The sequence below is a fragment of the Teichococcus oryzae genome (assembly GCF_008386565.1).
In the GTDB taxonomy this organism is placed as follows: Bacteria; Pseudomonadota; Alphaproteobacteria; order Acetobacterales; family Acetobacteraceae; genus Pseudoroseomonas; species Pseudoroseomonas oryzae.
Window position 1 is genome coordinate 669,372 of the sequence record NZ_VUKA01000001.1, and the last position, 23,852, is coordinate 693,223.

The 23,852-nt window shown below is 68.1% G+C and carries 21 protein-coding genes and 1 tRNA gene; 12 read left to right on the forward strand and 10 right to left on the reverse strand.

Annotation, left to right across the window (positions count from 1 at the left end; translation table 11 throughout):
* Window positions 1-129 precede the first annotated feature (129 nt).
* Entirely contained in the window at window positions 130-603 is a 474-nt protein-coding gene (locus F0Q34_RS03095) for an Lrp/AsnC family transcriptional regulator (protein ID WP_149810654.1), read from the forward strand.
* Window positions 604-671: 68 nt separating this feature from the next.
* On the opposite strand, the gene F0Q34_RS03100 is transcribed toward F0Q34_RS03095, so the two are convergent.
* The 5 genes from F0Q34_RS03100 to carA all read right to left on the reverse strand — a co-directional run bounded on the left by F0Q34_RS03100 (window position 672) and on the right by carA (window position 8,056).
* Window positions 672-1,895: a threonine ammonia-lyase gene (locus F0Q34_RS03100; protein ID WP_149810655.1), complete on the reverse strand. Its 1,224-nt coding sequence runs from the start codon at window positions 1,893-1,895 to the stop codon at window positions 672-674.
* Window positions 1,896-1,928: 33 nt separating this feature from the next.
* Window positions 1,929-2,402: a transcription elongation factor GreA gene (gene greA / locus F0Q34_RS03105; RefSeq protein ID WP_149810656.1), complete on the reverse strand. Its 474-nt coding sequence runs from the start codon at window positions 2,400-2,402 to the stop codon at window positions 1,929-1,931.
* Between the two features lie 131 nt (window positions 2,403-2,533).
* Window positions 2,534-5,779 (reverse strand): carbamoyl-phosphate synthase large subunit, encoded by a 3,246-nt coding sequence (gene carB, locus F0Q34_RS03110; protein WP_149810657.1) that lies wholly within the window; start codon window positions 5,777-5,779, stop codon window positions 2,534-2,536.
* Between the two features lie 29 nt (window positions 5,780-5,808).
* The gene (locus F0Q34_RS03115; protein WP_149810658.1) at window positions 5,809-6,558 is read right to left on the reverse strand and encodes an SDR family NAD(P)-dependent oxidoreductase; all 750 of its coding nucleotides are present in this window, start codon (window positions 6,556-6,558) and stop codon (window positions 5,809-5,811) included.
* Window positions 6,559-6,589: 31 nt separating this feature from the next.
* A complete protein-coding gene (gene carA / locus F0Q34_RS03120; RefSeq protein WP_149810659.1) occupies window positions 6,590-8,056 on the reverse strand; it encodes a glutamine-hydrolyzing carbamoyl-phosphate synthase small subunit in 1,467 nt (488 codons plus the stop codon).
* A 160-nt stretch (window positions 8,057-8,216) separates the two neighbouring features.
* Here carA and F0Q34_RS03125 point away from each other — a divergent pair, with 160 nt between their 5' ends.
* The 4 genes from F0Q34_RS03125 to F0Q34_RS03140 all read left to right on the forward strand — a co-directional run bounded on the left by F0Q34_RS03125 (window position 8,217) and on the right by F0Q34_RS03140 (window position 13,291).
* Entirely contained in the window at window positions 8,217-8,675 is a 459-nt protein-coding gene (locus F0Q34_RS03125; RefSeq protein WP_149810660.1) for a GatB/YqeY domain-containing protein, read from the forward strand.
* A gap of 33 nt (window positions 8,676-8,708) precedes the next feature.
* The gene (gene dnaG / locus F0Q34_RS03130; RefSeq protein WP_149810661.1) at window positions 8,709-10,565 is read left to right on the forward strand and encodes a DNA primase; all 1,857 of its coding nucleotides are present in this window, start codon (window positions 8,709-8,711) and stop codon (window positions 10,563-10,565) included.
* Between the two features lie 231 nt (window positions 10,566-10,796).
* Window positions 10,797-12,713 (forward strand): RNA polymerase sigma factor RpoD, encoded by a 1,917-nt coding sequence (gene rpoD, locus F0Q34_RS03135; RefSeq protein ID WP_149810662.1) that lies wholly within the window; start codon window positions 10,797-10,799, stop codon window positions 12,711-12,713.
* A 2-nt stretch (window positions 12,714-12,715) separates the two neighbouring features.
* Window positions 12,716-13,291 (forward strand): GNAT family N-acetyltransferase, encoded by a 576-nt coding sequence (locus F0Q34_RS03140; protein ID WP_149810663.1) that lies wholly within the window; start codon window positions 12,716-12,718, stop codon window positions 13,289-13,291.
* 95 nt (window positions 13,292-13,386) lie between these two features.
* On the opposite strand, the gene ppa is transcribed toward F0Q34_RS03140, so the two are convergent.
* Complete coding sequence (gene ppa / locus F0Q34_RS03145; protein WP_149810664.1) at window positions 13,387-13,908, reverse strand: inorganic diphosphatase; 522 nt, start codon at window positions 13,906-13,908, stop codon at window positions 13,387-13,389.
* A gap of 185 nt (window positions 13,909-14,093) precedes the next feature.
* Here ppa and F0Q34_RS03150 point away from each other — a divergent pair, with 185 nt between their 5' ends.
* From F0Q34_RS03150 to F0Q34_RS03175, 6 genes are all read left to right on the forward strand, one after another.
* Window positions 14,094-15,320, forward strand: coding sequence for an E22 family MetX-like putative esterase (locus tag F0Q34_RS03150; protein WP_149810665.1), 1,227 nt, complete (start codon window positions 14,094-14,096; stop codon window positions 15,318-15,320).
* A gap of 54 nt (window positions 15,321-15,374) precedes the next feature.
* Window positions 15,375-15,447: transfer RNA gene (locus F0Q34_RS03155), tRNA-Ile, on the forward strand.
* Window positions 15,448-15,663: 216 nt separating this feature from the next.
* A complete protein-coding gene (gene ettA / locus F0Q34_RS03160) occupies window positions 15,664-17,343 on the forward strand; it encodes an energy-dependent translational throttle protein EttA (protein ID WP_149810666.1) in 1,680 nt (559 codons plus the stop codon).
* A 13-nt stretch (window positions 17,344-17,356) separates the two neighbouring features.
* Window positions 17,357-17,920, forward strand: a complete 564-nt coding sequence (locus F0Q34_RS03165; protein ID WP_149810667.1) for a GNAT family N-acetyltransferase — start codon at window positions 17,357-17,359, stop codon at window positions 17,918-17,920.
* Window positions 17,921-18,135: 215 nt separating this feature from the next.
* Window positions 18,136-18,543 (forward strand): hypothetical protein, encoded by a 408-nt coding sequence (locus F0Q34_RS03170; protein WP_149810668.1) that lies wholly within the window; start codon window positions 18,136-18,138, stop codon window positions 18,541-18,543.
* A 355-nt stretch (window positions 18,544-18,898) separates the two neighbouring features.
* Window positions 18,899-19,864, forward strand: coding sequence for a hypothetical protein (locus tag F0Q34_RS03175; RefSeq protein ID WP_149810669.1), 966 nt, complete (start codon window positions 18,899-18,901; stop codon window positions 19,862-19,864).
* A gap of 7 nt (window positions 19,865-19,871) precedes the next feature.
* Here the strand turns inward: F0Q34_RS03175 and F0Q34_RS03180 are convergent, their stop codons facing one another.
* Complete coding sequence (locus tag F0Q34_RS03180; RefSeq protein ID WP_241665293.1) at window positions 19,872-20,504, reverse strand: MlaC/ttg2D family ABC transporter substrate-binding protein; 633 nt, start codon at window positions 20,502-20,504, stop codon at window positions 19,872-19,874.
* Between the two features lie 33 nt (window positions 20,505-20,537).
* Entirely contained in the window at window positions 20,538-21,344 is an 807-nt protein-coding gene (locus tag F0Q34_RS03185) for an MlaA family lipoprotein (protein WP_149810671.1), read from the reverse strand.
* Between the two features lie 210 nt (window positions 21,345-21,554).
* On the opposite strand from F0Q34_RS03185, the gene metF reads away from it, so the two are divergent.
* Entirely contained in the window at window positions 21,555-22,520 is a 966-nt protein-coding gene (gene metF / locus F0Q34_RS03190) for a methylenetetrahydrofolate reductase (RefSeq protein ID WP_149810672.1), read from the forward strand.
* Here metF and F0Q34_RS03195 read toward each other — a convergent pair whose 3' ends face one another.
* Window positions 22,521-22,913 (reverse strand): YkvA family protein, encoded by a 393-nt coding sequence (locus F0Q34_RS03195; RefSeq protein ID WP_241665294.1) that lies wholly within the window; start codon window positions 22,911-22,913, stop codon window positions 22,521-22,523. It abuts the gene before it with no gap.
* Entirely contained in the window at window positions 22,906-23,850 is a 945-nt protein-coding gene (locus F0Q34_RS03200) for a hypothetical protein (RefSeq protein ID WP_149810673.1), read from the reverse strand. The genes F0Q34_RS03195 and F0Q34_RS03200 overlap by 8 nt, the downstream gene beginning before the upstream one ends.
* Window positions 23,851-23,852 lie beyond the last annotated feature (2 nt).

The following is a 23,852-nucleotide window of genomic DNA, read 5'->3' on the forward strand; positions in this document are numbered from 1 at the left end:
TCCTGGAATCGCGTTCGGTTCCGAGCATATCGGAAAGAAGGACGGCGCTGGCAACCCGATGCCTTGAAGTGTGGTCACTCTGCAAGGATATTGCGTCGGAAACGCCGCGCCAGCAATGAATGGTTTCAAATGAAGTCCGATACAGCCGAAACCCTTGACGCAGTGGATCGCCAGATCCTGGCCGAACTGCAGGCCGATGGCCGCATGACCAATGTGGAACTGGCCCGCCGCGTGGATCTTTCGGCTCCCCCCTGCCTGCGCCGGGTGCGCCGGCTGGAGGAGGCCGGCATCATCCGCGGCTATCATGCCGATATCGATCCGGTGGCGCTGGGCTGGCAGATCACATTCTTCGCGGTGGTCGGGCTGGAGAGCCAGAAGCACGCCATCCTGTCCGCCTTCGAGGCCGACGTCACCACCTGGCCGGAAGTGCGGGAATGCCATATGATCCGCGGCGGCGGCGACTTCATGCTGCGGCTGGTGGCGCGCGACACGGCGCATGAGAACCACCTGACCAACCGGCTGACCTCGGCCGCCAATGTGGCGCGGGTGATGACGCTGCAAACCATCCAGACGGCCAAGGAGGAGCCGGGGGTTCCGATCTGACACGGGAAAGCGGCAGGCCGCCGCCCTCCCGCCCCGGAATTCCCTCCTTGGGGGGCACCTGATGCGTCTTACTGGACGCGGCGCACCACGTAGTCCGCCGCCACCATGGCAGCGATGATCGCCTGGCCCTGGATCGAGTCGCGCACTTCGATCATCAATTCCAGCTCGGTCGACTGGACCGTGGGGGCGCCGAACAGCTGCTGGTGCTTGACCTCGATGACATTGCCGCCGGCGTCGGAGATGCGCTTCGAGATGTCGGCCAGCACGCCCGGCCGGTCGGGAATGTCGAAATGCAGCCGCAGGATGCGCCCGTCCCGCAGCAACTGTCGGAGCAGGACGTTGGACAGGGCGCGGGCATCGATGTTGCCGCCGCAGACCGGCGTGCCAACGCGCTTGCCGGCGAACCGGGCGGGGTGCGCCAGCAAGGCGGCGACGCCGGCCGCGCCGGCGCCCTCGGCCACCACCTTGGCGCCCTCGGCCAGCAGGGCGATGCCCTGTTCCACCGCGCGCTCCGGCACCACCAGCACCTCGATGCCGAGGCGCTTCAGCATGTCATAGGGGCCATCACCCACATCGCGCACGGCGATGCCCTCGGCCACGGTGGGGCCGCCCACGGAAACCGGCTGCCCGGCCAGGCGCTGCGCCATGGCGGGATAGCCTTCCACCTCGACGCCATACACCTTGAGGGCAGGATGCAGCTCCAGCGCGGCCGCGGCGCAGCCCGCCAGCAGGCCGCCCCCGCCCACGGGAAACACCAGCGCCTCCAGGGCGGGGATATCCTCGATCATCTCGATCGCCATGGTGCCCTGGCCGGCGATGACGCCCGGATCGTCATAGGGATGGATAAAGGTCAGCCCGTCGCGCAACGCCAGCGCATGGGCATGGCCTGCGGCCTCGGCCAGCGTGTCGCCATGCAGCACCACATTGGCGCCCCAGCTTTCGGTGCGCACCACCTTGGTGGCCGGGGTGAAGCGGGGCATCACGATGGTGGCGCGGATGCCGAGCAGGCTGGCATGGCGCGCCACCGCCTGGGCATGGTTGCCGGCGGACATGGCGATCACGCCCGTGGCTTTCTCCCGCGCCGTCAACAGCGCCAGCCGGTTGGCGGCGCCGCGCTCCTTGAAGGCGCCGGTGGCCTGGAGATTGTCCAGCTTCAGCCAGACCTCGCAGCCGGTGACCCGGCTGATCGCCGGCGCCGGCACCACCGGGGTGCGCAGCACCGCGCCCTTGATCCGCTCAGCCGCTTCCCGCACATCCGCGAGGGTGAGGACGGCGGGGGAGGGATCCTCCATCAGGGACCCCGGCAAGCTGCGGCTCGGCATCGGTTAAACGAAGCGGACCTTGGTGATCTCATAGGCGCGGGCACCACCTGGCGCCGGCACCTCGACGCTGTCGCCCACCGACTTGCCCAGCAGCGCCTTGGCCAGGGGGGAGGACAAGGAGATCGAGCCCTGCTTCGTATCGGCCTCATGCTGGCCGACGATGCGGTAGGTCTTCTCCTCGTCGCTTTCCTCGTCGATGATCGTGACGGTGGCGCCGAAGCGGACCTGATCGCCTGACAGCTTGGAAACGTCGATCACCTCAACCGAGGGGATCACGCCTTCCAGCTCGGCGATGCGGCCCTCGATAAAGGATTGGTGCTCGCGCGCGGCGTGGTACTCGGCATTTTCCGACAGGTCGCCATGTTCGCGCGCCTCGGCAATCGCCCGGATGACGGCGGGGCGTTCCTCCGACTTCAATTGCCGCAACTCCTCTTCCAGCTTGGCGAGGCCCTGTGCGGTCATCGGGAACTTCTGCACGGCAGTCCCTTCCTTCATACGCGGCTACGGCCGCCGGGCTGATGCCGGGCGGCCGGATGGCCCCGGTCGAGCGGGGCCTGTGGCGGAAAATACGGAACGGGCGGATCCGGTTTCGCGGACCCGCCCGTCCATTAGAAAGAGGAGTGAAAATAGGCCTGGAGCGGCGCCACATCAAGGGTTCCGGCCTTCAGCGCCGCGATGGCATGCACTGCGGCCCGCGCGCCAGCCATGGTGGTGTAGTGCGGCACCCCCTGCGTCAGGGCGCCGCGGCGGATGTCGAAGCTGTCCGAAACGGCCTGGCCGGTGCCGGTGGTGTTGATCACCAGCTGGATCTCGCCATTGCGGATGGCATCCACGCAATGCGGCCGCCCTTCCATCACCTTGTTCACCACCGAAACAGGCAGCCCCGCTTCCCGCAGCGTCACCGCCGTGCCCTTGGTGGCCATCACCTGGAAGCCCATCTCGGTCAGCCGGCGGGCCAGCTGGATGGCGGTCTTCTTGTCGCTGTCCTTGACGGACACAAAGGCGGTGCCGGCCTCCGGCAGCTTCACCCCCGCGCCCAGCTGCGACTTGGCGAAGGCGCGTTCGAAGGACGCGTCGAGGCCCATCACCTCGCCCGTCGACTTCATCTCGGGGCCGAGGATGACATCCACATTCGGGAAGCGGTTGAAGGGGAAGACGGCTTCCTTGACCGCGACGTGGCGGCTGATCGCCTCGTCATCCAGCTTGAACTCGGCCAGCCTGGCACCGGCCATGACGCGGGCGCCGATCTTGGCCACCGGCACGCCGGTCGCCTTGGCGACGAAGGGCACGGTGCGGGAAGCGCGGGGATTGACCTCCAGCACATAGATCTCGCCATCCTTGACGGCGTACTGGACGTTCATCAGGCCCTTGACCTTGAGGGCCTTGGCCATCGCCTCGGTTTCCGCCTTCAGCTCGGTGATGATGGCGGGGGACAGCGAATAAGGCGGCAGGGAGCAGGCGCTGTCGCCGGAATGAATGCCGGCTTCCTCGATATGCTCCATGACGCCGGCGACATAAACCTCGCCCGCCTCATCGGCGATGCAGTCCACGTCGACCTCGATGGCGTCCTGCAGATACTGGTCGATCAGGATCGGGTTCTCGCCCGAAACCTTCACGGCCTCCTGGCCGAAGCGCAGCAGCTGCTCTCTGTTATAGGCGATTTCCATGGCGCGGCCGCCGAGAACGTAGGAAGGGCGCACCACCACCGGATAGCCGATGCGCTCCGCCTCATCCACCGCCTCGTCCAGCGTGCGGACGATGCCGTTCTGCGGCTGCTTCAGGCCCAGGCCCTTCAGCATCTGCTGGAAGCGCTCGCGGTCCTCGGCGATGTCGATGGCCTCGGCGGAGGTGCCCAGGATGGGGATGCCGGCCTTGTGCAGCGCCTGGGAGAGCTTCAGCGGCGTCTGGCCGCCATACTGCACGATGCAGCCCAGCACCTCGCCCTTTTCCTGTTCCTTGCGGATCAGGGAGATGACGTCCTCGGCCGTCAACGGCTCGAAGTAGAGGCGGTCGGAGGTGTCGTAGTCGGTGGAAACCGTCTCGGGATTGCAGTTGACCATGATGGTCTCGAAACCGGCATCGCGCAGCGCGTAGCAGGCATGGACGCAGCAATAGTCGAACTCGATGCCCTGGCCGATGCGGTTCGGCCCGCCGCCCAGGATGACGATCTTCTTCTTGTCCGTCGGCCGGCTTTCGCAGACCGGCGCGCCGAAGCCGCCCTCATAGGTCGAGTACATGTAGGGCGTGTCGGAAGCGAACTCGGCGGCGCAGGTGTCGATGCGCTTGAACACCGGCAGCACGCCCAGCTCGTGCCGCAGCGCCATCACCGCGGCCTCGCTCTGGCCCGTCAGCGTGGCCAGGCGCTTGTCGGAGAAGCCCATCGCCTTCAGCCGGCGCAGCCCGGTGGCGTCATCCGGCAGCCCTTCGGCGCGGACGCATTCCTCGGCGCGGACGATCTTCTCGATCTCGCGCAGGAACCAGGGCTCGAACTTGCAGGCCTGATGGATCTCCTCGACCGTCAGCCCGGCGCGGAAGGCCTGCGCCACGTTCAGCACGCGGTCCGGCTTCGGCGTGGCCAGCGAAGCGATATGCGCCTCCTTCGAGCCATCGCCTGGCTGGCCGATGTCATCCAGGCCGGACAGGCCGGTTTCCAGCGAGCGCAGGCCCTTCTGCAGCGCCTCGTTGAAGGAGCGGCCGATCGCCATCGCCTCGCCCACCGACTTCATGGAAGTGGTCAGCGTCGCCGGCGTGCCGGGGAACTTCTCGAAGGTGAAGCGGGGGATCTTGATGACGACATAGTCGATGGTCGGCTCGAAGGAAGCCGGTGTCACCATGGTGATGTCGTTCTTCAGCTCGTCCAGCGTGTAGCCCACGGCGAGCTTGGCGGCGATCTTGGCGATTGGGAAGCCGGTGGCCTTGGACGCCAGCGCGGAGGAGCGCGACACGCGCGGGTTCATCTCGATGACCACCATGCGGCCATCGGCGGGGTTGACGCCGAACTGCACGTTGGAGCCGCCGGTATCGACGCCGATCTCGCGCAGGCACGCGATCGAGGCGTCGCGCATGCGCTGGTATTCCTTGTCGGTCAGCGTCAGCGCCGGGGCCACCGTCACGCTGTCACCCGTATGCACGCCCATCGGGTCGAGGTTCTCGATGGAGCAGACGATGATGCAGTTGTCCGCGCTGTCGCGGACCACTTCCATCTCGTATTCCTTCCAGCCGAGCACGCTTTCCTCGATCAGCACCTCGGTGGTCATGGAAGCGGCGAGGCCGGCCGAGACGATCTGCTCGAATTCCTCCCGATTGTAGGCGATGCCGCCGCCCGTGCCGCCCAGGGTGAAGGAGGGGCGGATGACGCAGGGCAGCTTCACCATGTCCAGCCCGGCGCGCGCCTCCTCCATGGTGTGCGCGATGTGGGAGCGCGGGCTCTCGATGCCGATCTTGGTCATGGCATCGCGGAACTTCAGGCGGTCCTCGGCCTTGTCGATCACCTCGGCCTTGGCGCCGATCAGCTCGCAGCCATACTTCTCCAGCACGCCGGCCTCGGCCAGCTTCAGCGCGGTGTTCAGTGCGGTCTGGCCGCCCATGGTGGGCAGCAGGGCATCGGGGCGCTCCTTGGCGATGATCTTCTCGACCATCTCCACCGTGATCGGCTCGATATAGGTCGCGTCCGCCAGGCCGGGATCGGTCATGATGGTGGCGGGGTTGGAGTTCACCAGGATCACCCGGTAGCCCTCCGCCCGCAGCGCCTTGCAGGCCTGGGCGCCGGAATAATCGAATTCGCAGGCCTGGCCGATGACGATGGGGCCGGCCCCGATGATCATGATGGACTTGATGTCGGTGCGCTTCGGCATCGGGGGGACCCTGTCGTTAGGGGGAAAGTTCAGCCATGCACCGACAGGCCGCCATCCACGGGGATGGCAGTGCCGGTGATGAAGGCGGCATCGTCGCTGGCCAGAAAGGCGGCGATGCCGGCGAAGTCGCGGGGCAGGCCCCAGCGCTTCTGCGGCGTGCGCGACAGCACGCGGTCGTTCAGCTCCGGCATGTCGCGCCTGGCGCCAGCCGTGAGCTCGGTGTCGATCCAGCCGGGCAGGATGGCGTTGGCGGTGATGCCATCCGGCCCCCAGGCCACGGCGAGGGAGCGGGTGTATTGCACAATGCCGCCCTTGCTGGCGCCATAGGCCGGCGAAAGCGGCAGGCCGAAGATCGACATCATGGAGCCGATGCAGATGACGCGCCCACGCCCATTGGCCTTCAGGTGCGGATAGGCCGCGCGGCTCATCCGCATGGCGCTGGTCAGGTTGGCGTCCATGACGGCGTGCCAGTCCTCGTCCGTCACCTCCTGCGGCAGGCGGCGGATGTTGGTGCCGGCATTGTTGACCAGGATGTCGATGCCGCCGGCCTGATCCACCACCTGCGCGACCACGCGGTCGGCGGCGTCCTTCTCGGACAGGTCCGCCTGGATGGCGAAGGCGTCCTTGCCCAGCTCGGACAGGGCGGCCTTGTTCTTCTCGGCATTGCGGCCGACCACCGCCACCCAGGCGCCGGCGGCGGCCAGGCCGCGCGCCATGCCAAGCCCGATGCCGCCATTGCCGCCCGTGACCACGGCGACGCGCCCGCTGAGATCGAACATCACCCGCTTCCTTTTTCCGGCAGGGCCGTGATCAGCCCTTCTGTTCCTCGATCATCTTAACGAAGCGGTGGAAGAGATGGTGGCTGTCGGAAGGGCCGGGGCTGGCTTCCGGGTGGTATTGCACCGAGAAGGCGGGCTTGTGCTCGGCCGCGATGCCCTCGTTGGAGCCATCGAACAGCGAGACATGGGTGACCTTCACGCCTTCCGGCAGCGACTTGTCGTCCACCGCGAAGCCGTGGTTCTGCGAGGTGATCTCGACCCGGCCGGTGGCCAGGTCCTTCACCGGCTGGTTGGCGCCCCGATGGCCGCGGTCCAGCTTGTAGGTCTTGGCGCCAAGCGCCAGCGCCAGCAACTGGTGGCCAAGGCAGATGCCGAAGACCGGCTTGCCCGCGTCCAGCACGCCGCGGATGGCGGGAACCGCATAGGCCCCCGTCGCCGCCGGGTCGCCGGGTCCGTTGGACAGGAACACGCCATCCGGGTTCTGCGACAGGATATCCTCCGCCGTGGCGGTGGCGGGCAGCACGGTCACGTCGCAGCCGGCATCGGCCAGGCAGCGCAGGATGTTGCGCTTGGCGCCGTAATCTACCGCGACCACCTTGTGCTTCTTGGCGGGCGAGGGCTCGAAGCCTTCGCCCCAGTGCCACAGCCCTTCCTCCCAGCGATAGGACTGGCGGCAGGACACCTCCTTGGCGAGGTCCATGCCCTCCAGCCCCGGCCAGCCGGCGGCCTGCGCCTTCAGGGCGGGAATGTCGAAGCGGCCATCGGCGGGGAAGGCCAGCACGCCGTTCGGCGCGCCCCCATCGCGGATGCGGATGGTCAGGGCGCGGGTGTCGATGCCGGCAATGCCGGGGATGCCGTGGCTCTTCAGCCAGTCATCCAGGTGGCGCGTGGCGCGGTAATTGGCGGGCTCGGTCAGGTCCAGCTTCACCACCAGGCCGCGCGCGGCAGGGGTGATGCTTTCCACATCCTCGGCATTGGCGCCGACATTGCCGATATGGGGAAAAGTGAAGGTGATGATCTGCCCGGCATAGGAGGGGTCGGTCAGGGTTTCCTGGTAGCCCGTCATGCCCGTGTTGAAGCAGATCTCGCCCACGCTGGTGGTATGGGCGCCGAAGCCCACGCCCCAGAAAACGGAACCATCGCCCAGCACCAGGGCGGCGGTGGCGCCGGCGGGCGGCTGCTCCTGCAGGGACGTGCCGGAGGAAAGACCTGGGGCGGTCCTGGGGACGGTCCCGGAGGCGGTTTCGGGGGCCATGCTCGTCTCCGCGTTGGAAGGGGCCGGGTGGAAGGACGGGGAGGATGCCGGGGCCGCCGGAGCGGATAGCCGCGCCAGCGCATCCAGCGGCAGGCCGGTGGCGGTGCTGATCGCCGGCCAGTGCTTGGGCGGAATGGCGCGCGCCTGGCGCCATTTCCGCACGGCTTCTGTGCCGACGCCGCATCGCGCCGCCAGAGCTTCGGCGCCGCCCGTCAGGGCAATGATATCTTCCACGGACCGCATGCCGCCCTTATCTGGGAAGAAATTTCCCAATGCAAGCTGTCTTTGATGGCTGGGAAAATTCTTCCCAGGGGTGGGGCATTGTTGTTGGTCAGTCAAAGGGCTTTATACCCGCCCCCTACGGAAGGGCCTACCCTTCCGGCCGAACCAGGAGTTTCAAGCCATGAGCCTGCGCGCCCGCTTCACCGAGGAACTCAAGGCGTCGATGATGGCCAAGGATGCGCCCCGCACGTCCACGATCCGCATGATCATGGCCAAGCTGAAGGACGCCGACATTGCTTCCCGGCCTTCCGGCGTGGATCAGGTGCCGGAGGAGCAGATCATTTCCATGCTGCGCGGCATGGTGAAGTCCCGCCGCGAGAGCGAAACCATGTACCGCCAGGGCAACCGCCCCGAACTGGCCGACAAGGAAGCCGCCGAGATCACGGTGATCGAGGGCTTCCTGCCGCAGCAGATGGACGAGGCCGCCATGCGGGCCGCCGTGGCCGAGGCGGTGACGGAGGCGGGCGCCAGCTCCGTCAAGGACATGGGCAAGGTGATGGCGGTGCTGAAGGCGAAGCACGCCGCCTCCATGGACATGGCCAAGGCCGGGCCGCTGGTGAAGGCGGCGCTGGGCGCCTAAGCTCGCCGCCGGCTTGGACGAGGGGAGGTCGGAATGTCGCTGCCGCCGAACTTCCTGGAGGAATTGCGCCTCCGCACGCCGCTGGCCGCGCTGATCGGGCGCAGCACCAAGCTGACCCGCGCCGGCCGGCAGTGGAAGGGGTGCTGCCCCTTCCATGGGGAAAAGTCGCCGTCCTTCTACGTCTATGACGACCATTACCATTGCTTCGGCTGCGGGGCGCATGGCGATGCCATTGCCTTTGTCATGCAAAACCAGGGCGCGACCTTTCCCGAGGCGGTGGAACGCCTGGCCGCCGAGGCCGGGCTCGAAGTCCCCAAGGCCACCCCGCAGCAGGCCCGGCGGGAAGCCAAGGCCCGCGACCTGCATGGCGTGCTCCAGGCGGCGGCCGAGGCGTTCCAGCGCCGGCTGCGCCTGCCCGAGGGGCGCCCGGCCCTCGACTACCTGCTGCGCCGCGGCCTGTCCGAGGAAACGATCCGCAAGTTCGGCCTGGGCTGGTCCGGCGGCGGACGGGGCGCCCTGGCCGCCGACCTGAAGGGGCAGGGGATCGAGATCCGCCAGCTTTGCGAGGCCGGGCTGATGCGGGAAGGCGAGGGGGACCAGCCCCCGGCCGATCTGTTCTTCAACCGCGTCATGTTCCCGATCCGTGACCGGCGCGGCCGCATCATCTCCTTCGGTGGCCGCATCCTGGGTGACGGGCAGCCGAAATACGTCAATGGCCCGGAAACCGAGCTGTTTTCCAAGCGGCGCAGCCTTTACGGCCTGGACCTGGCACGGGAAGCCGCCTTCAAGGGCGCGCCGGTGGTGGTGGCCGAGGGCTACATGGATGTCATCGCCCTGCACCAGGCGGGGTTCGGCGCCGCCGTCGCCCCGCTCGGCACCGCGCTGACGGAGGATCAGCTGGCGGAACTCTGGCGCCTCACGCCCGAGCCGCTGTTGTGCTTCGACGGCGATGCCGCCGGGATGCGCGCCGCCGCCCGCACGGCCGAGCTGGCCCTGGCCCTGCTTTCTCCCGAACGGCGCCTCGGCTTCGTCACCCTGCCGAAGGGGGATGACCCGGACACCCTGATCAAGGGCGGCGGCCCGCGCGCCTTCCAGGCGGTGCTGGACGCCGCGCAGCCCTTGTCGGGCGTGCTTTACGACATGGTCGCGTCGCGCTTTCCCGGCGCCACTCCGGAAAGCCGCGCCGCCCTGCGCCACGCGCTGGAGGAGGCGGCGGGCAAGATCTCCGACAAGTTCCTGGCCGGCGAATACCGGCGCGCCCTGCTGGACCGCTTCTTCGCCAGCACCCGCCGCCCGGCCCCGCAACCCTGGACCGGCGGCGGGCGCGGCGAGCGTGGCGGCCGGGGGCGGACTCCCATCCCCGCCTTCACCCCGCCCCGCCCCTCCATCGACCCGGATCAGGTGCGCGGGGAGCAGGCGCGCTGCCTGCTGGCCATCACCGCCGCGCATCCCTGGCTGCTGGCCGAGATCGAGGAAGCGCTGGGCCAGCTCGATCTGCCGGCAGGCCTGCCGGACCGCCTGCGGCAATGCCTGCTCGCCTGGCATGCGGAAGCGCCGGCGCTTGAAGCCGCGGCCTTGTCCGACCACCTCCGGAAGACCGAGCCGGAAGGATGGGAGTGGCTGCGGCGCTTTCCGCGCATGTTGCCGGCGGCGGTGGCGCCGGATGCCCTGCCGAAGCTGGTGGCCGAGCAATGGTGGTATTTCTTCGGCCGCTTCCGCGGCGAGGCCGCGCTGCTGGCGGAACGGCAGGAGGCCGAGCGCGACTTCGCCGCCTCGGGCGATCCGGCGGCGCAGACCCGGCTGATCCGGCTCAATGAGTTGCTGGCCGCGCAGCGCCGCGGCGAGATCGAGGAGGAAGCCTTCGGAGATGCGGCCGGCGATCCGCATTGATGGGCCTGGACGATCGGCGGCCGGCTTTTGCCGTGTCATCAGACAACCATTTCCGGCCGCGCCACGCGCGCTCTTGTGTTGGCGGGTGCGGGGGCGTTATGGCCCCAGGGTGGGGTGCCTCTGGCCTCTGCGCGACGGCCGCCAGCTTTCCCGTCAGGGCGGGGCTGTAGGACCAGGGTGAGGCATCCGGGCCAGAACGGGCCCGGACAGTGTCAGACGGAGCGGATCGGCATGGCGAGCAAGGTCGCGAACGGCACCGACACGGTCGAGAACCGCGACGAGGCGGTGGAGGGGGCGCTCCTCGACACCCTTTCGGCAGCGGTCAAGAAGCTGGTCGCGCGGGGCAAGGAGCGGGGCTACGTCACCTATGACGAGTTCAACGCTTCCCTGCCGCAGGAGCAGGTGTCCTCCGAGCTGATCGAGGACACCATGGCGATGCTGAGCGATCTCGGCATCAACCTGGTCGAGGCCGAGGAAACCGAGGATACCGAGGGCGGCAAGGCCCCGGCCAAGGCCGAGGGCGCCGAGGAGGAAGAAGAGGAATCTTCCGGCAATGTGGACGAGGAAAGCGTCGGCCGCACCGACGATCCGGTCCGCATGTATCTGCGCGAGATGGGCAGCGTCGAGCTGCTCTCGCGTGAGGGCGAGATTGCCATCGCCAAGCGCATCGAGGCGGGGCGGGACATGATGATCGGGGGGCTGTGCGAAAGCCCCCTGACCTTCCAGGCGATCCTCACCTGGCACGAGGCGGTCAAGGATGGCCGCATGGCGCTGCGCGAGGTGATCGACCTCGAGGCGACGGCCAGCGCCGACAGCCCCGAGGTGCCGCCCGCCGCCGAGGCCGAGGAGTTCGAGGAAGGCGAGGAAGGCGAGGGCATGGGCCTGTCGCTTTCCGCGCTGGAGGAGAAGCTGAAGCCGGAGGCGCTGGCCGCCTTCGAGGCGATCGAGGATCTTTATGGCCGGCTGCAGAAGCTGCAGTCGAAGCGCATGGACGCCTATACCGCCGGCGAGGAGCTGGCCGGCAAGAGCGAGAAGACCTACGAGAAGCTGCGCGACGAGCTGGTGGCGCTGGTCGAGAAGGTGCAGCTCCACAACAACCGCATCGAGGAGCTGGTGGACCAGCTCAAGGGCCTGAACCGCCGCATCACCGGCTTCGAGGGGCAGGTGCTGCGGCTGGCCGAGGCCAGCAAGGTCAAGCGCGAGGACTTCCTGCAGCATTGGCGCGGCGCCGAGATCGATCCCGCCTGGTTCGAGCGCATCGCCGCCCTGCCGCAGAAATCCTGGAAGAACTTCGTCGAGCGCTCGCGCGGCGAGGTGGAGCAGATCCGCGCCCAGATCGGCCAGACCGCCGCCCTGACCGGCCTGCCGGTCGACGAGTTCAAGCGGGTCTATTCCACCGTGTCGCGCGGCGAGCGCGACATGACCCAGGCGAAGAAGGAGATGATCGAGGCCAATCTGCGCCTCGTGATCTCGATCGCCAAGAAATACACCAATCGCGGCCTGCAATTCCTGGACCTGATCCAGGAAGGCAATATCGGCCTGATGAAGGCGGTCGATAAGTTCGAGTATCGCCGCGGCTACAAGTTCTCCACCTACGCGACGTGGTGGATTCGCCAGGCGATCACCCGCTCCATCGCCGACCAGGCGCGCACCATCCGCATCCCGGTGCACATGATCGAGACGATCAACAAGCTGGTGCGCACCTCCCGCCAGATGCTGCATGAGATCGGCCGCGAGCCCCAGCCGGAAGAGCTCGCGGAGAAGCTCGGTATGCCGCTGGAAAAAGTGAGAAAAGTCCTCAAGATCGCCAAGGAGCCGATCTCCCTCGAGACGCCGATTGGCGACGAGGAGGACAGCCATCTCGGCGACTTCATCGAGGACAAGGCCGCCATCATCCCGCTGGACGCCGCCATCCAGACCAACCTGCGGGAGGCGACGACGCGGGTGCTGGCCAGCCTCACCCCGCGCGAGGAGCGGGTGCTGCGCATGCGCTTCGGCATCGGCATGAACACCGACCATACGCTGGAGGAGGTCGGGCAGCAGTTCAACGTGACGCGCGAGCGCATCCGCCAGATCGAGGCCAAGGCGCTGCGCAAGCTGAAGCATCCCAGCCGCAGCCGCAAGTTGCGCTCCTTCCTGGACAGCTGAGGATGGGCCTGTCGCTGGTGGAGCCGGCGATCCGCGTCGCCGTGCATGTGACGTTTCTGCGCATGGCGGCGCCGCCGGCGGAACCCCGCACGGCCCTGCCGCCCGACGCGCGGCTGGAAAAGCTGGCGCGCTGCACCGTGCCCTTCTACCGCTATCTTTATGGCACGGTGGGGGGCGATTATTTGTGGTGGCTGCGACGCGCCACCCCGGATGCCGAGCTGGATGCCATCCTCGGCGATCCGGCCGTGTCGGTGCATGTGCTGTATCGCGACGGTGCCCCGGCGGGGTTCTTCGAGCTGGAGCGGCGGCCGGCGATGGGCGCCACCAACATCGCCTATTTCGGCCTGCTGCCGCATATGGTGGGCCACGGGATGGGCCGCGCCTTCCTTCGTGCCGCGGTGGACGCGGCATGGGCGACGGGCTGCGGCGTGGTGACGGTGAACACCTGCACCGCCGACCATCCCCGCGCCTTGCCCAACTACCTGTCCGCCGGCTTCACCCGGCTGCGCACCGTGCGGGAGATCTGGCCGGTGCCCGTGCGGCTCGGCATGAAGGTGCCGGAACACCTGCTGGCCTGATCGTCCCGCCGTGGCGGGAGCGGGCGGCGCGGGGCGGACAATCCACGCCGCCCCTTAAGTTGGGCGGAAAAGCGCTCCGCCCCGGGGGTTATCGCTTACTTCGCGGCGGCGATCTGCTTCTCGATGATCTCGGCGGCCTGGGCGGCGTTGCCCCAGCCCTTCACCTTCACCCACTTGCCAGGCTCCAGGTCCTTGTAGCGGGTGAAGAAGTGCTCGATCTGGTCGCGGATGCTCTTCGGCAGGTCTTCCAGTTCCTTCACATCGGTGAAGGCGAGGGAGATCTTGTCATGGGGAACGCAAACCAGCTTTTCGTCCTGGCCGCTTTCATCCTCCATGAACAGCACGCCGACGGGGCGGGCGCGGATCACGGCGCCCGGCACCACGGGGGCCGGCACCAGCACCAGGGCGTCGGAGGGATCGCCATCATCGGCCAGCGTGTTGGGGATGAAGCCATAGGCCGCGGGATAGGCCATCGGGGTGAACAGGAAGCGGTCCACCACCACGGCGCCGCTGTCCTTGTCCACCTCGTACTTCACCGAGCTTCCCTGCGGGATCTCGATGACCACGTTGATGTCGTGCGGCGGCGTTTTGCCGGTGGAAATCTTGGTCACGTCCATGGCGGGGCATCCGTTCCGAAGGGATGGTGGGGCGGGGCTGGTTAGCAGGGGCGGGCCACGGCGGCAACGCGGGCGTGGCAGGGCTTGCCGCTGGCGTCATGCCGCGGGCAGCATGGAGCCGCCGCGAGGCCCCGCCGTTCCCATGCGGCGCGCCGCGCGGCGGGGGATCACACAGGACGCCACGCATGACCACGCGCCGCCAGCTGCTTTCGGCCGCCGCCACCCTGCCCATCCTGGCCATGCCGGCGCCAGGGCATTCCCAGGCGGTAGCACCCCCCGTGGCGCCCCCCGTGGCGTCCCCGGCGGCACCCCTGGTGGTGCGCCAGGATTTCAGCTTCACCGACTACAGCACCCGGGGCGGCGCGCGGGTGCCGGTGGTGCGGATCGGCTACCAGACCGCCGGGCGGCTGAATGCCGCAGGCGACAACGCGGTGCTGATCACCCATTTCTTCAGCGGCAACGGCCACGCCTTCGGCCGGCTGAGGCCGGAAGGCCCGGTTGGCTGGTGGGACAGCATCATCGGTCCCGGCAAGCCGATCGACACGGACCGCTTCTATGTCGTGGCCTCCGACACGCTGGTGAACCTGAACGCGCCGGACCAGCACACCGTGACCACCGGCCCCGCCTCGGTGAATCCTTCCACCGGTCGCCCCTGGGGCATGAACTTCCCCGTGGTGTCGATCCGCGATTTCGTGGAGGTGCAGAAGCGCCTGCTGGAATCGCTCGGCGTGCGGCGGCTGGCGCTGGTGGCGGGGCCCAGCATGGGGGCGTTGCAGGCCGTGGAATGGGCCGCCGCCTATCCATCCATGGTGGAGCGGGTGATGCCGGCCATCGGCACCGGGGAGGTCGATGCCTGGATGATGGGCTGGCTCGACCTGTGGTGCGCGCCGATCCGGCTCGATTCCAACTGGCGCAACGGCGATTATTACGGGCAGGGCCGGGAGGCGCCGTTGCGCGGCCTTGCGGAAGCCTTGAGGATCGTGACGCTGCATTCCCGCGACCGGGGCTGGGCGGCCCAGTTCGGCCGCCGCCCGGCCGAGGGGCAGGAACCGGCCCGCCGCATCCAGGACCGCTTCGCCGTCGAGCAATGGCTGGACAGCGCGGCCGCCGCCCGGGCGCGGCTGTCGGATGCCAATTCCTTTCTTTATCTGGCGCGTGCCAACCAGTTGTTCCTGAACGAATATGAGAGCCCCGCCGCTGCCCTGTCCGGCGCCCCGCGGCGCTGGCTGGTGCTGCCCAGCCAGGGTGACAGGGTGTTCCCCGTGGAATACAGCCGGGAATTGGAGGCGGTGCTGCGCCAGGCCGGCAAGCAGGTGGAATTGCAAGCCTTGAGTGGCGGCCTCGGCCATCTGGAGGGGGTCGGCAACATCGCCCAGGCGGAGGCGGCGATCCGTCGCTTTCTTGCTCCGTGACGCCACTCGGTTTAGCAGGGAAGGACGGCCCTGAAGGGCTCGTCATCGTCCTGCGCGCCCGTAGCTCAATGGTTAGAGCGGGCCGCTCATAACGGCTTGGTTGCGGGTTCAAGTCCTGCCGGGCGCAAGGGGTGATCCGATGGCGGTGCCGGGCATGTCCCGGGCCTGACTTCAAGGCGATGTGATGGCCCTGTGATCCAGCGGGCAGGGGCGGCTCCCGCCTGGCCGGGACCGGCCTGCGAAAAGCCCTTCGCGCCATGCTGCCACCCCCACGCTTGGCGTGCGGCGCCATGCTGGCTAGAACCGGGGGCCAAACCTCGTACTCCCGGGAAAGTGTGTGATCATGGCCGCTCACCAGTATGTCTATGTGATGAAGGATCTCACCAAGTCCTACCCGGGCGGGCGAGAGATCTTCAAAGGCATCACCCTGTCCTTCCTGCCCACCGCCAAGATCGGCGTGCTCGGCCCGAACGGCGCCGGCAAGTCCACGCTGATGCGGATCATGGCGGGCCAGGACAAGGAATTCGGCGGCGAGGCCTGGGCTGCCGAGGGCGTGAAGGTCGGCTACCTGCCGCAGGAGCCGCATCTCGACCCCAACAAGACCGTGGGCGAGAACGTCCGTGACGCCTTCGGCACGCTGGCGGCCGACCTGGAGCGCTTCAACGAGATCTCGATGAAGTTCGCCGAGGAGATGAGCGAGGAGGAGATGAACACCCTTCTCGCCGAGCAGGCCGAGTTGCAGGAGCGGATCGACGCCGCCGATGGCTGGGACCTCGACCGCAAGATCGACATCGCGCTGGACGCCCTGCGCGCGCCGCTGGCCGACAGCCCTGTGACCAACCTCTCGGGCGGCGAGCGGCGCCGCGTGGCGCTGTGCAAGCTGCTGCTGGAAAAGCCCGACCTGCTGCTGCTCGACGAGCCGACCAACCACCTCGACGCTGAAAGCGTGAGCTGGCTGGAGAAGACGCTGCGCGACTACCAGGGCGCCGTGCTGATCGTCACCCATGACCGCTACTTCCTGGACAACGTCACCAACTGGATCCTGGAGGTCGATCGCGGCCGGGGCATCCCGTATGAGGGCAACTACTCCGCCTACCTCGCCGCCAAGCGCAAGCGCCTGCAGCAGGAGGAGAAGGAGGAAAGCACCCGCCAGCGGCAGCTGGCCGAGGAGCAGGAATGGATCGGCCGCTCCCCCGCCGCCCGGCAGGCCAAGAGCAAGGCGCGCATCCAGGCCTATGAGGAGCTGCTGGCCAAGAGCCAGGAGCGCGCGCCCGACCCGACCGAGATCCAGATCCCGCCCGCGCCGCGCCTGGGCAACCTCGTCATCGAGGCGGAGGACCTGCGCAAGGGCTTCGGCAACAATCTGCTGATCGACGGCCTGTCCTTCAAGCTGCCGCCGGGCGGCATTGTCGGCGTCATCGGCCCGAACGGCGCCGGCAAGTCCACGCTGTTCAAGATGATCACCGGCAAGGAGCAGCCGGATGGCGGCACGCTCAAGATCGGCGAGACCGTCTCCCTCGGCTATGTGGACCAGAGCCGCGACACGCTCGATGACAAGCGCACCGTCTGGCAGGAAATCTCGGATGGCGAGGACCTGATCATGATGGGCAAGCGCGCCGTGCCCTCGCGTGCCTATGCCGCCGCCTTCAACTTCAAGGGCGGCGACCAGCAGAAGCCCGTCGGCGTCCTGTCGGGCGGCGAGCGCAACCGCGTCCACCTGGCCAAGATGCTGCGCAAGCCGCACAACGTCATCCTGCTCGACGAGCCGACCAACGACCTCGACGTGGACACCCTCCGCGCGCTGGAAGAGGCGCTGGTGGATTTCGCCGGCTGCGCGGTGATCATCAGCCATGACCGCTGGTTCCTCGATCGGCTGGCCACGCACATCATGTCCTTCGAGGGCGACAGCCACGTCGAATGGTTCGAGGGCAACTATCAGGCCTATGAGGCCGATCGACGTCGACGCCTTGGCGCGGCGGCGGACCAGCCGCACCGGATCAAGTACCGCCCGCTCACCCGGTAGCCCGCCCAAGGGGATGACCGACACTCTGACGCGGGTGGAAGCCCCGCACACCATCCGCACCGCCCGGCTGGTGCTGCGGCCGGTGGAAGCGGGGCATCTGGCTGACCTCGTCGCCCTCAAGGGGGACGAGGCGGCCTTCGGTCTGATGCTGAACGGCCTCCGCACGCCAGAGCGCGCCAAGCAGGAACTGAGCGAGGACATCGCCTTCTGGGCGCGGCATGGCTATGGCACCTGGGCGGTGCACCGGGCGTCCGACGATGCGTTCCTGGGCATAACGGGCCTGATGGAGCGGCCGGATGGGCGGGGGATCGCGTTGCGTTTCGCCCTTTGGCCCTGGTCGCGCGGGCAGGGCTTCGCGCGGGAAGCAGCGCGGGCGGCGCTGGAATTCGGCCATGCCGCCGGGCTTCATCGCATCATTGCCGTGGCGCGCGACAGCAACCACGCCTCTCGCGGGGTTCTGGGCGATCTGGGCCTCCAGCCCTGCGGCGAATTCCGGCATCAGGGCCATCTGATGCTGGTGTTTGAAAGCCTGCATTCCTCCTGGCCGGAGCATTCAGCCCTTCCTGAAGCCATGTGACGGACCGTTCAGGCTTCCGCAATCAAGCCCTTCTTCGCGAGTGCGAAGAAGGGTTTTTTGTTGGATATCAAAGCGCTGAAAGGCATTTCGGTATAGCAACAGGAAGAAAATAAGGCCGAATCGCCATATTGTGGTTGAAATGAGGCAAGCTTGAGCTGCATATCGGCGGCAAGAACACAGGGAGGGAGCAGCGGCCTGACAGGAGCTTTCAGCCGATGCATCCCCGATATTGCCAGTGGCTTGCCGCCACCTTTCTGACCGTCGCCGCCGCCTTCCTCGCGCCTCCAGCGCAGGCGCAGCCCCGCCCGGGCTTCACCTTGAACGCCGCCCTTGGTGGCGCCGTGCCCTATGCGGGGCGGGAATCCTTTGTTGTGGCCAAGCTGGCCGGCGCGCCGGCCACGGTGCAACGCATCACCTTTGCCGGCACCTTGCCCCTGGTCAGCCAGACCCGTCCGGTTTTCGACGCCCGCCCTCAGCTGGTGCTGCAAGGCGGCATGCCCTTGGCTGAGATCGGCAGCGCCAGGCTGTCCTTGAACGCCTATCTGTCCACCGGCGTGATGCATGCCGATCCGGATGGGCCGCGTCCGCTGCTGGGCCTTGCCGCGCTGCGCCTGTTGTTCTGAACCTGCGGCCGCCTGCCTGGCGCCTGCTTCCTCGGGCGCCTGCCCCTTGGCCGCCAGGCAGGCGAACAATGTCCCGGGCGGGGGAAGGGGGTGCATCGGCGCCCGCCCGGCTGGTGGACCCAACGTCCGGTCGCATGTCACCTACCCATCCAGATTTTACAGCAAGGCTCAAGTAATCACCTGTCCGGGCCCGGTTGATCCGGATAGAGAACGTTTTTCCTGCGCCGCAAGCACGGGCGCACAGTCTCTGCTCCAACTAGTTTTAAAAATGACGAAATTGCAACATTCTTGCTTTGCTCGCGGGAACTTTGGTATTTCGTCCTGTAGAACAGTCTGGGCAAAGGGATTGCGCAAAATGTCAGATGCGGTTTCACCTTTTGCCATTGGCGCGGGGAACCTCTTTGGCCCCGCGCATCTGGGGCAGGCGCTCGACGCAACTGTTGAACTCGCCTGGGAGCCCGGCTGGGCGCCATTGTTTCTTTCAAGACTGATGTCGCTTTGCGAGACATTGCGCGACCAGGAAGGCCCCGCGGGCTGGCAGAACATCCTGACGCGGATGCAGGCGCATCCCGTCCGCCGCCTGGTGCATGAAGATCCGGTCTGCGCCCTGGCCTATGCCACGGCGGGGCAGGATCTGCCACGCCTGCTCGACATGGTGACAGGGCACCCATCCGCTGCAGCGGCCCTGGAAACGTCCCGCGCCGGGCTGGACCTCATGGCGGCAACCGTTGAACTCGGCCATTTCGCCGCCATGCGGGCGGTTCCGCGCTATCTGGCCCGGGTCATCGACACGGTGGCTGACCAGAAGCCAGGGGCCGAGATCCTGACGCTGGGCGCGGGCTATCTGCGGGAAGCCGAGCATGTCAGGCAGCGGGCCCGCATCGGGCGCTGGGTTGCCCAGGATGGCCGCCGGGAAGCGCTGCAGGTGCTGCGCCACGATGTGCCGGCCGGCCTTCCGGTGCGGACGCTGCATTGCGGTCTGCCGCATTTCGCCCGCAAGCCCTACCAGCGCGGCGCCTTCGACCTGATCACCCTGGCCTTGCTGCCCGACGACCATCCGCCGCGCCGCCTGCGCGAACTGGTGGAATCGAGCTTCGATGCGCTGAAGCCGGGCGGCCTGCTGTTGCTGGGCAGCGTGGCCGAGGCCCCTCCGGAGGCCGCCTTCCTGGAAGCCCTGCTGCGGCTGGCGCCACGCTGGCGCCGGCCGGAGGAGATGGAGGATCTGCTGACGGGCCTGCCGGCGGCGAAGGTGGCCCGCCGCCGGCTGTTCCGTGGTCCCGGCGGTCGCAGACTTTATGCCCTGATCGATCGCGTGGGCTGAGGGGCGGTCAACGCCCTTCGCGCGCCGCCAGCGCGGCGATCTGCTGCCGCATGGCATCGAGCAGCGGCGCGACCTTGCCGCCATTGCGGCTGATCACGGCGGAATACTCGCTGCGCTGCGTCAGCCGCAGGGACGTGCCCTCGGCGATCACATCCACCACCCGGGGCTGCCCGCCAACCTCGCCAACCCGCCAGTCCAGGCTGAAGGGGGCCAGGCTGGGGCGCTGGATCACGGTGTTGACCAGCGCGTCATCCTCTGTGCGCTGCTGCGACCGGCCGAGGCTGAAGGTCACGCCCTGATACTCGCCAAAGCGGGCGGACAGGTTGCGGATCAGCGTTTCCTCGAACAACTGCATGTATTCCTGCTGCTCGGCCGGGGTGGCCACGCGCCACCAGCGGCCCAGGATGAAACGGCCGACGCCGTCCACGTCCACGGCCTGGCGCAGGATGTCGGCGACCTTCTGCCGGCGGACGGCGATCGGCTGGTTCGAGTTCAGCGTCGCCACCAATTCGCGTCCGGTGGCTTCGATGAAGCTGGAGGCGCGGCCGATATCCATCTCCGCGCGGGCCGGCAGGGCGCCCAGCAGCGCCGTGGCCGCGGGAACGGCCAGGGCGGCGGACAACAGGGAGCGGCGGTTCATCTGGATGATTCTCATGCTTGTGTCTGTTTTTGCTCAGCGGGGCGCGTAGCTCGATCCGCCGGCGCCGAGGCCGGTGCCGAGCGCGTCGGAGGGCGCGGCGTTGTCGCCACCATTGCGGATCTCGTGCGCGCGGCGCTGGCGGTATGCGCTGCGCAGCGTGGCATAGGGGTCCAGGCTGGTCTGGTTCACGCTGTCGATGGCCTCGATCAGGCTTTCCCTCGTATCCGCTGCGGTCAACCCGGTGCGGGTCCAGCCCAGCGCTTCCGCGGTGCTGTCGCCATCCGCGATGATCCAGGTTAACGGATCGGCGGCGATGCCCATACCAAACCCGGTCAGGTCTCGCGGGTTGCTTGGGCCGATCACGGGGATGAACAGGTAGGGGCCTTCGCCCAGGCCCCAGACCGCCAGGGTCTGGCCGAAATCCTCGGAATGGCCGGGCAGGCCGGCGGCCTTGGCGACGTCGAACAGGCCGGCGACGCCGAAGGTGCTGTTCATCAGGAAGCGGGCCAGGGTTGTGGCGGCGCGCTCCGGATCGCCCTGCAGCACGTCGTTCAGGAAGATCACCGGGCTCCGCAGGTTGCCCAGGGCGTTGCGCACGCCGCCGCGCACCGGTTGCGGGACCAGGAAGCGGTAGAACTCCGCGGCCGGGCGCAACAGCACCGTGTCGATGCCGTTATGCACCACATAGAGCCCGCGATTCATCGGCTCCAGGGGATCGTTGTTGAACTCGTATTCCGCCAGCGCCTCGGGCTCGCTGGCCGGAGGGCGGGTGGCGCAGGCGGAAAGCGCCAGCAGGCCGGCCAGCGCGAGCGAGAACAACGGGCGACGGGAAAGGGACATCGGGCGGAGGATTCCTGTCAACGCCACCGGGGCGGGAGGGGGGAAGGTCGGGGCGAGGCGTCGAAGCTACATACATTCTGGGATGAATGTCAGAAAGCCCTTCCTCGAGGGACCGGCGGATGGGCCGGCGAATAACGCGCGCCCCCGCCCTGGGTTGGCCGCCATGGCTGCGATGTTCATTTTCGCCCCGGGCTGCGGTAAGGGAACTCCATGAACCAGATCGCCGACCATGCCGCGGCGCCCGCGGCCGCCTCCGAAGGCACCTTGCAGCGCTGGCTGACGGCCCCGCGCGTGGCCGGTCTGCCCACGGAGATGGCGCCGCCCGCGCTGTCCTTCGAGTTCTTCCCGCCGCGCACGGAGGCCCTGGAGCAGCAGCTCTGGACCTGCGTCCGCCGGCTGGAGCCCCTGGCGCCCCGCTTTGTTTCCGTCACCTACGGGGCGGGCGGCACGACGCAGGAGCGAACCCACGCCACCGTGGCGCGCCTGGTGCGCGAAACCAGCCTGACTCCCGCCGCGCACCTGACCTGCGTGGGGGCCAGCCGCGGCGAGGTGGATGATGTGGCCCGTGCCTATTGGGACGCCGGGGTGCGGCATATCGTGGCGCTGCGCGGCGACGCCCCGGCTGGCGAGGCGAGTTACACTCCGCATCCCGAAGGCTATGCCTATGCGGCCGACCTGGTGGCCGGGCTGAAGCGGGTGGCGGATTTCGAGGTCTCGGTGGCCGCCTATCCCGAGACGCACCCGACCGCCCAGTCCTCGGCGCATGACATCGACAACCTGAAGCGCAAGATCGATGCTGGTGCGACCCGCGCCATCACCCAATATTTCTTCGATACTGAGGTGTTCCTGCGCTTCCTGGACCGTGCGCTGGCCGCCGGCATCACCGTGCCGATCGTGCCGGGCATCCTGCCGGTGTCGAATTTCAAGCAGGTCGCCAAGTTCTCCGCCATGTGCGGCGCCGGGGTGCCTGCCTGGATGGGCAAGCTGTTCGAGGGGCTGGACGACGATCCGGAAACCCGCCGCATGGTCGCCGCCTCCCTGGCGGCCGAGCAGGTGCGGCTGCTGCGCGCCAATGGCGTGGACGAGTTCCATTTCTACACCCTGAACCGGGCCGACCTGACCTACGCCATCGCCCACATCCTCGGCGCCCGCCCGCGGCAGCTGGCCCTGGCCTGATCAGGCGGGGGTGGCGGGCCAGAGCCACCACCCCAGCAGCGCCAGGGCCGCCAGCCACAGGGCGATGATGGCCACCGCCCCGGCGCGGCTGCGGGGGCGTGCCGCCGCGCGCTCCGCCGCCGCCCGATGTTCGACCATCAGCGCCGGCGGGATCAGCCGCACCACCAGGGCGATTGCCAGCGGCAGCAGGATCACCTCGTCCAGATAGCCCAGAACCGGAATCACATCGGGGATCAGGTCGATCGGGCTCAGCGCATAGGCGGCGATGGCCAGGGCCAGCAGCCGCGCCGGCCAGGGCGTGCGCCGGTCCCGCGCCGCCAGGAACAGCGCATGCGCATCCCGCCGCAGACGCCGGGCCCAGGCCTGCATCCTTGGCCACATCTTTTCAGCCATGATGCAGCAGCCTTGCATAAAGCGGCTTCAACAGAAACGGGCTGAAGAACAAGGGGAACTGGCACAAGGCGAAGAACAACAGGATGTGCGGCTCGGTCGTCGCCGGCAGCACCGCCAGGTACAGCGCCATGTTGCGGTTGCCCGAAAGCAGCCCGGCGGACAAGGCCGGCCTGGTGCCGACAGGGCGGAATGCCAGGGCCGTCATCAGGTTCAGCCCGAGGCTGCCGGCGAAGGCGAGAGCGGTGCCGCCCAGCATCAGGGCCGGCTCCGCCAGGAGCCGCGCCAGCACGCCGTCCATCACGCCGAAGCCATAGATCACCACCAGCAGAACCACGGCGCCATCCACCGCGCCGCCCGCCCTCGCCAGCCGTTCCGGCCCCGCCAGCCGCCTGATCAGCAGGGACAGCAGCAAGGGCAGGCCCACCAGCAAGGCCAGCCGCGCCATCAATCCGCCGATCGAGATGGAAAGGTCCACCCCCATCAGCCCCAGCGCGAGCGGCGGCGCGGTGAAAGGCACCAGCAGCGTGGTCAGCAGCGCCACCACCAGCGACAATTCCCCGTCTAGCCCGACCAGCCGCGCAAAGGCTGGAGAGGAGGTGGCGGCGCAGCCCGTCGCCATGATCACCAGCGCCGCGCCGAAGGGCGCCGCGGCGCCGCTGGTCAGTCCCGTCAGCCAGGCAAGGCCGAACACCGCCAGCGGCGAGATGATCAGCAGCCAAAGGCACAGCGCCGCCACCAGCAGGGGGCGCCGCAGATAGGATAGTGCCTGCGCGGGATCGACCCGCAGCAACACCAGCAGCATCAGCAGGAACACGGAGGGCGTCAGCACCGGGCGGAAGGCACTGGAAATGGGCGGCACGGCCAGCCCCACCAGGATGCCAAAGGCCAGCAGGGTGCTGCCGCGCCCTGCGCACCATTCCAGGGCGCGGATCGGCAAGG

Bases quoted from the DNA above. Each gene is read 5' to 3' on its own strand.
- F0Q34_RS03095 (WP_149810654.1), top strand. From the start codon at position 130: ATGAAGTCCGATACAGCCGAAACCCTTGACGCAGTGGATCGCCAGATC.
- F0Q34_RS03100 (WP_149810655.1), bottom strand. From the start codon at position 1,895: ATGGAGGATCCCTCCCCCGCCGTCCTCACCCTCGCGGATGTGCGGGAA.
- F0Q34_RS03165 (WP_149810667.1), top strand. From the start codon at position 17,357: ATGACCGACACTCTGACGCGGGTGGAAGCCCCGCACACCATCCGCACC.
- F0Q34_RS03170 (WP_149810668.1), top strand. From the start codon at position 18,136: ATGCATCCCCGATATTGCCAGTGGCTTGCCGCCACCTTTCTGACCGTC.
- ettA (WP_149810666.1), top strand. From the start codon at position 15,664: ATGGCCGCTCACCAGTATGTCTATGTGATGAAGGATCTCACCAAGTCC.
- F0Q34_RS03150 (WP_149810665.1), top strand. From the start codon at position 14,094: ATGACCACGCGCCGCCAGCTGCTTTCGGCCGCCGCCACCCTGCCCATC.
- carA (WP_149810659.1), bottom strand. From the start codon at position 8,056: ATGCGGTCCGTGGAAGATATCATTGCCCTGACGGGCGGCGCCGAAGCT.
- F0Q34_RS03185 (WP_149810671.1), bottom strand. From the start codon at position 21,344: ATGTCCCTTTCCCGTCGCCCGTTGTTCTCGCTCGCGCTGGCCGGCCTG.
- F0Q34_RS03125 (WP_149810660.1), top strand. From the start codon at position 8,217: ATGAGCCTGCGCGCCCGCTTCACCGAGGAACTCAAGGCGTCGATGATG.
- dnaG (WP_149810661.1), top strand. From the start codon at position 8,709: ATGTCGCTGCCGCCGAACTTCCTGGAGGAATTGCGCCTCCGCACGCCG.
- F0Q34_RS03140 (WP_149810663.1), top strand. From the start codon at position 12,716: ATGGGCCTGTCGCTGGTGGAGCCGGCGATCCGCGTCGCCGTGCATGTG.
- F0Q34_RS03115 (WP_149810658.1), bottom strand. From the start codon at position 6,558: ATGTTCGATCTCAGCGGGCGCGTCGCCGTGGTCACGGGCGGCAATGGC.
- metF (WP_149810672.1), top strand. From the start codon at position 21,555: ATGAACCAGATCGCCGACCATGCCGCGGCGCCCGCGGCCGCCTCCGAA.
- rpoD (WP_149810662.1), top strand. From the start codon at position 10,797: ATGGCGAGCAAGGTCGCGAACGGCACCGACACGGTCGAGAACCGCGAC.
- F0Q34_RS03195 (WP_241665294.1), bottom strand. From the start codon at position 22,913: ATGGCTGAAAAGATGTGGCCAAGGATGCAGGCCTGGGCCCGGCGTCTG.
- ppa (WP_149810664.1), bottom strand. From the start codon at position 13,908: ATGGACGTGACCAAGATTTCCACCGGCAAAACGCCGCCGCACGACATC.
- carB (WP_149810657.1), bottom strand. From the start codon at position 5,779: ATGCCGAAGCGCACCGACATCAAGTCCATCATGATCATCGGGGCCGGC.
- F0Q34_RS03175 (WP_149810669.1), top strand. From the start codon at position 18,899: ATGTCAGATGCGGTTTCACCTTTTGCCATTGGCGCGGGGAACCTCTTT.
- F0Q34_RS03180 (WP_241665293.1), bottom strand. From the start codon at position 20,504: ATGAACCGCCGCTCCCTGTTGTCCGCCGCCCTGGCCGTTCCCGCGGCC.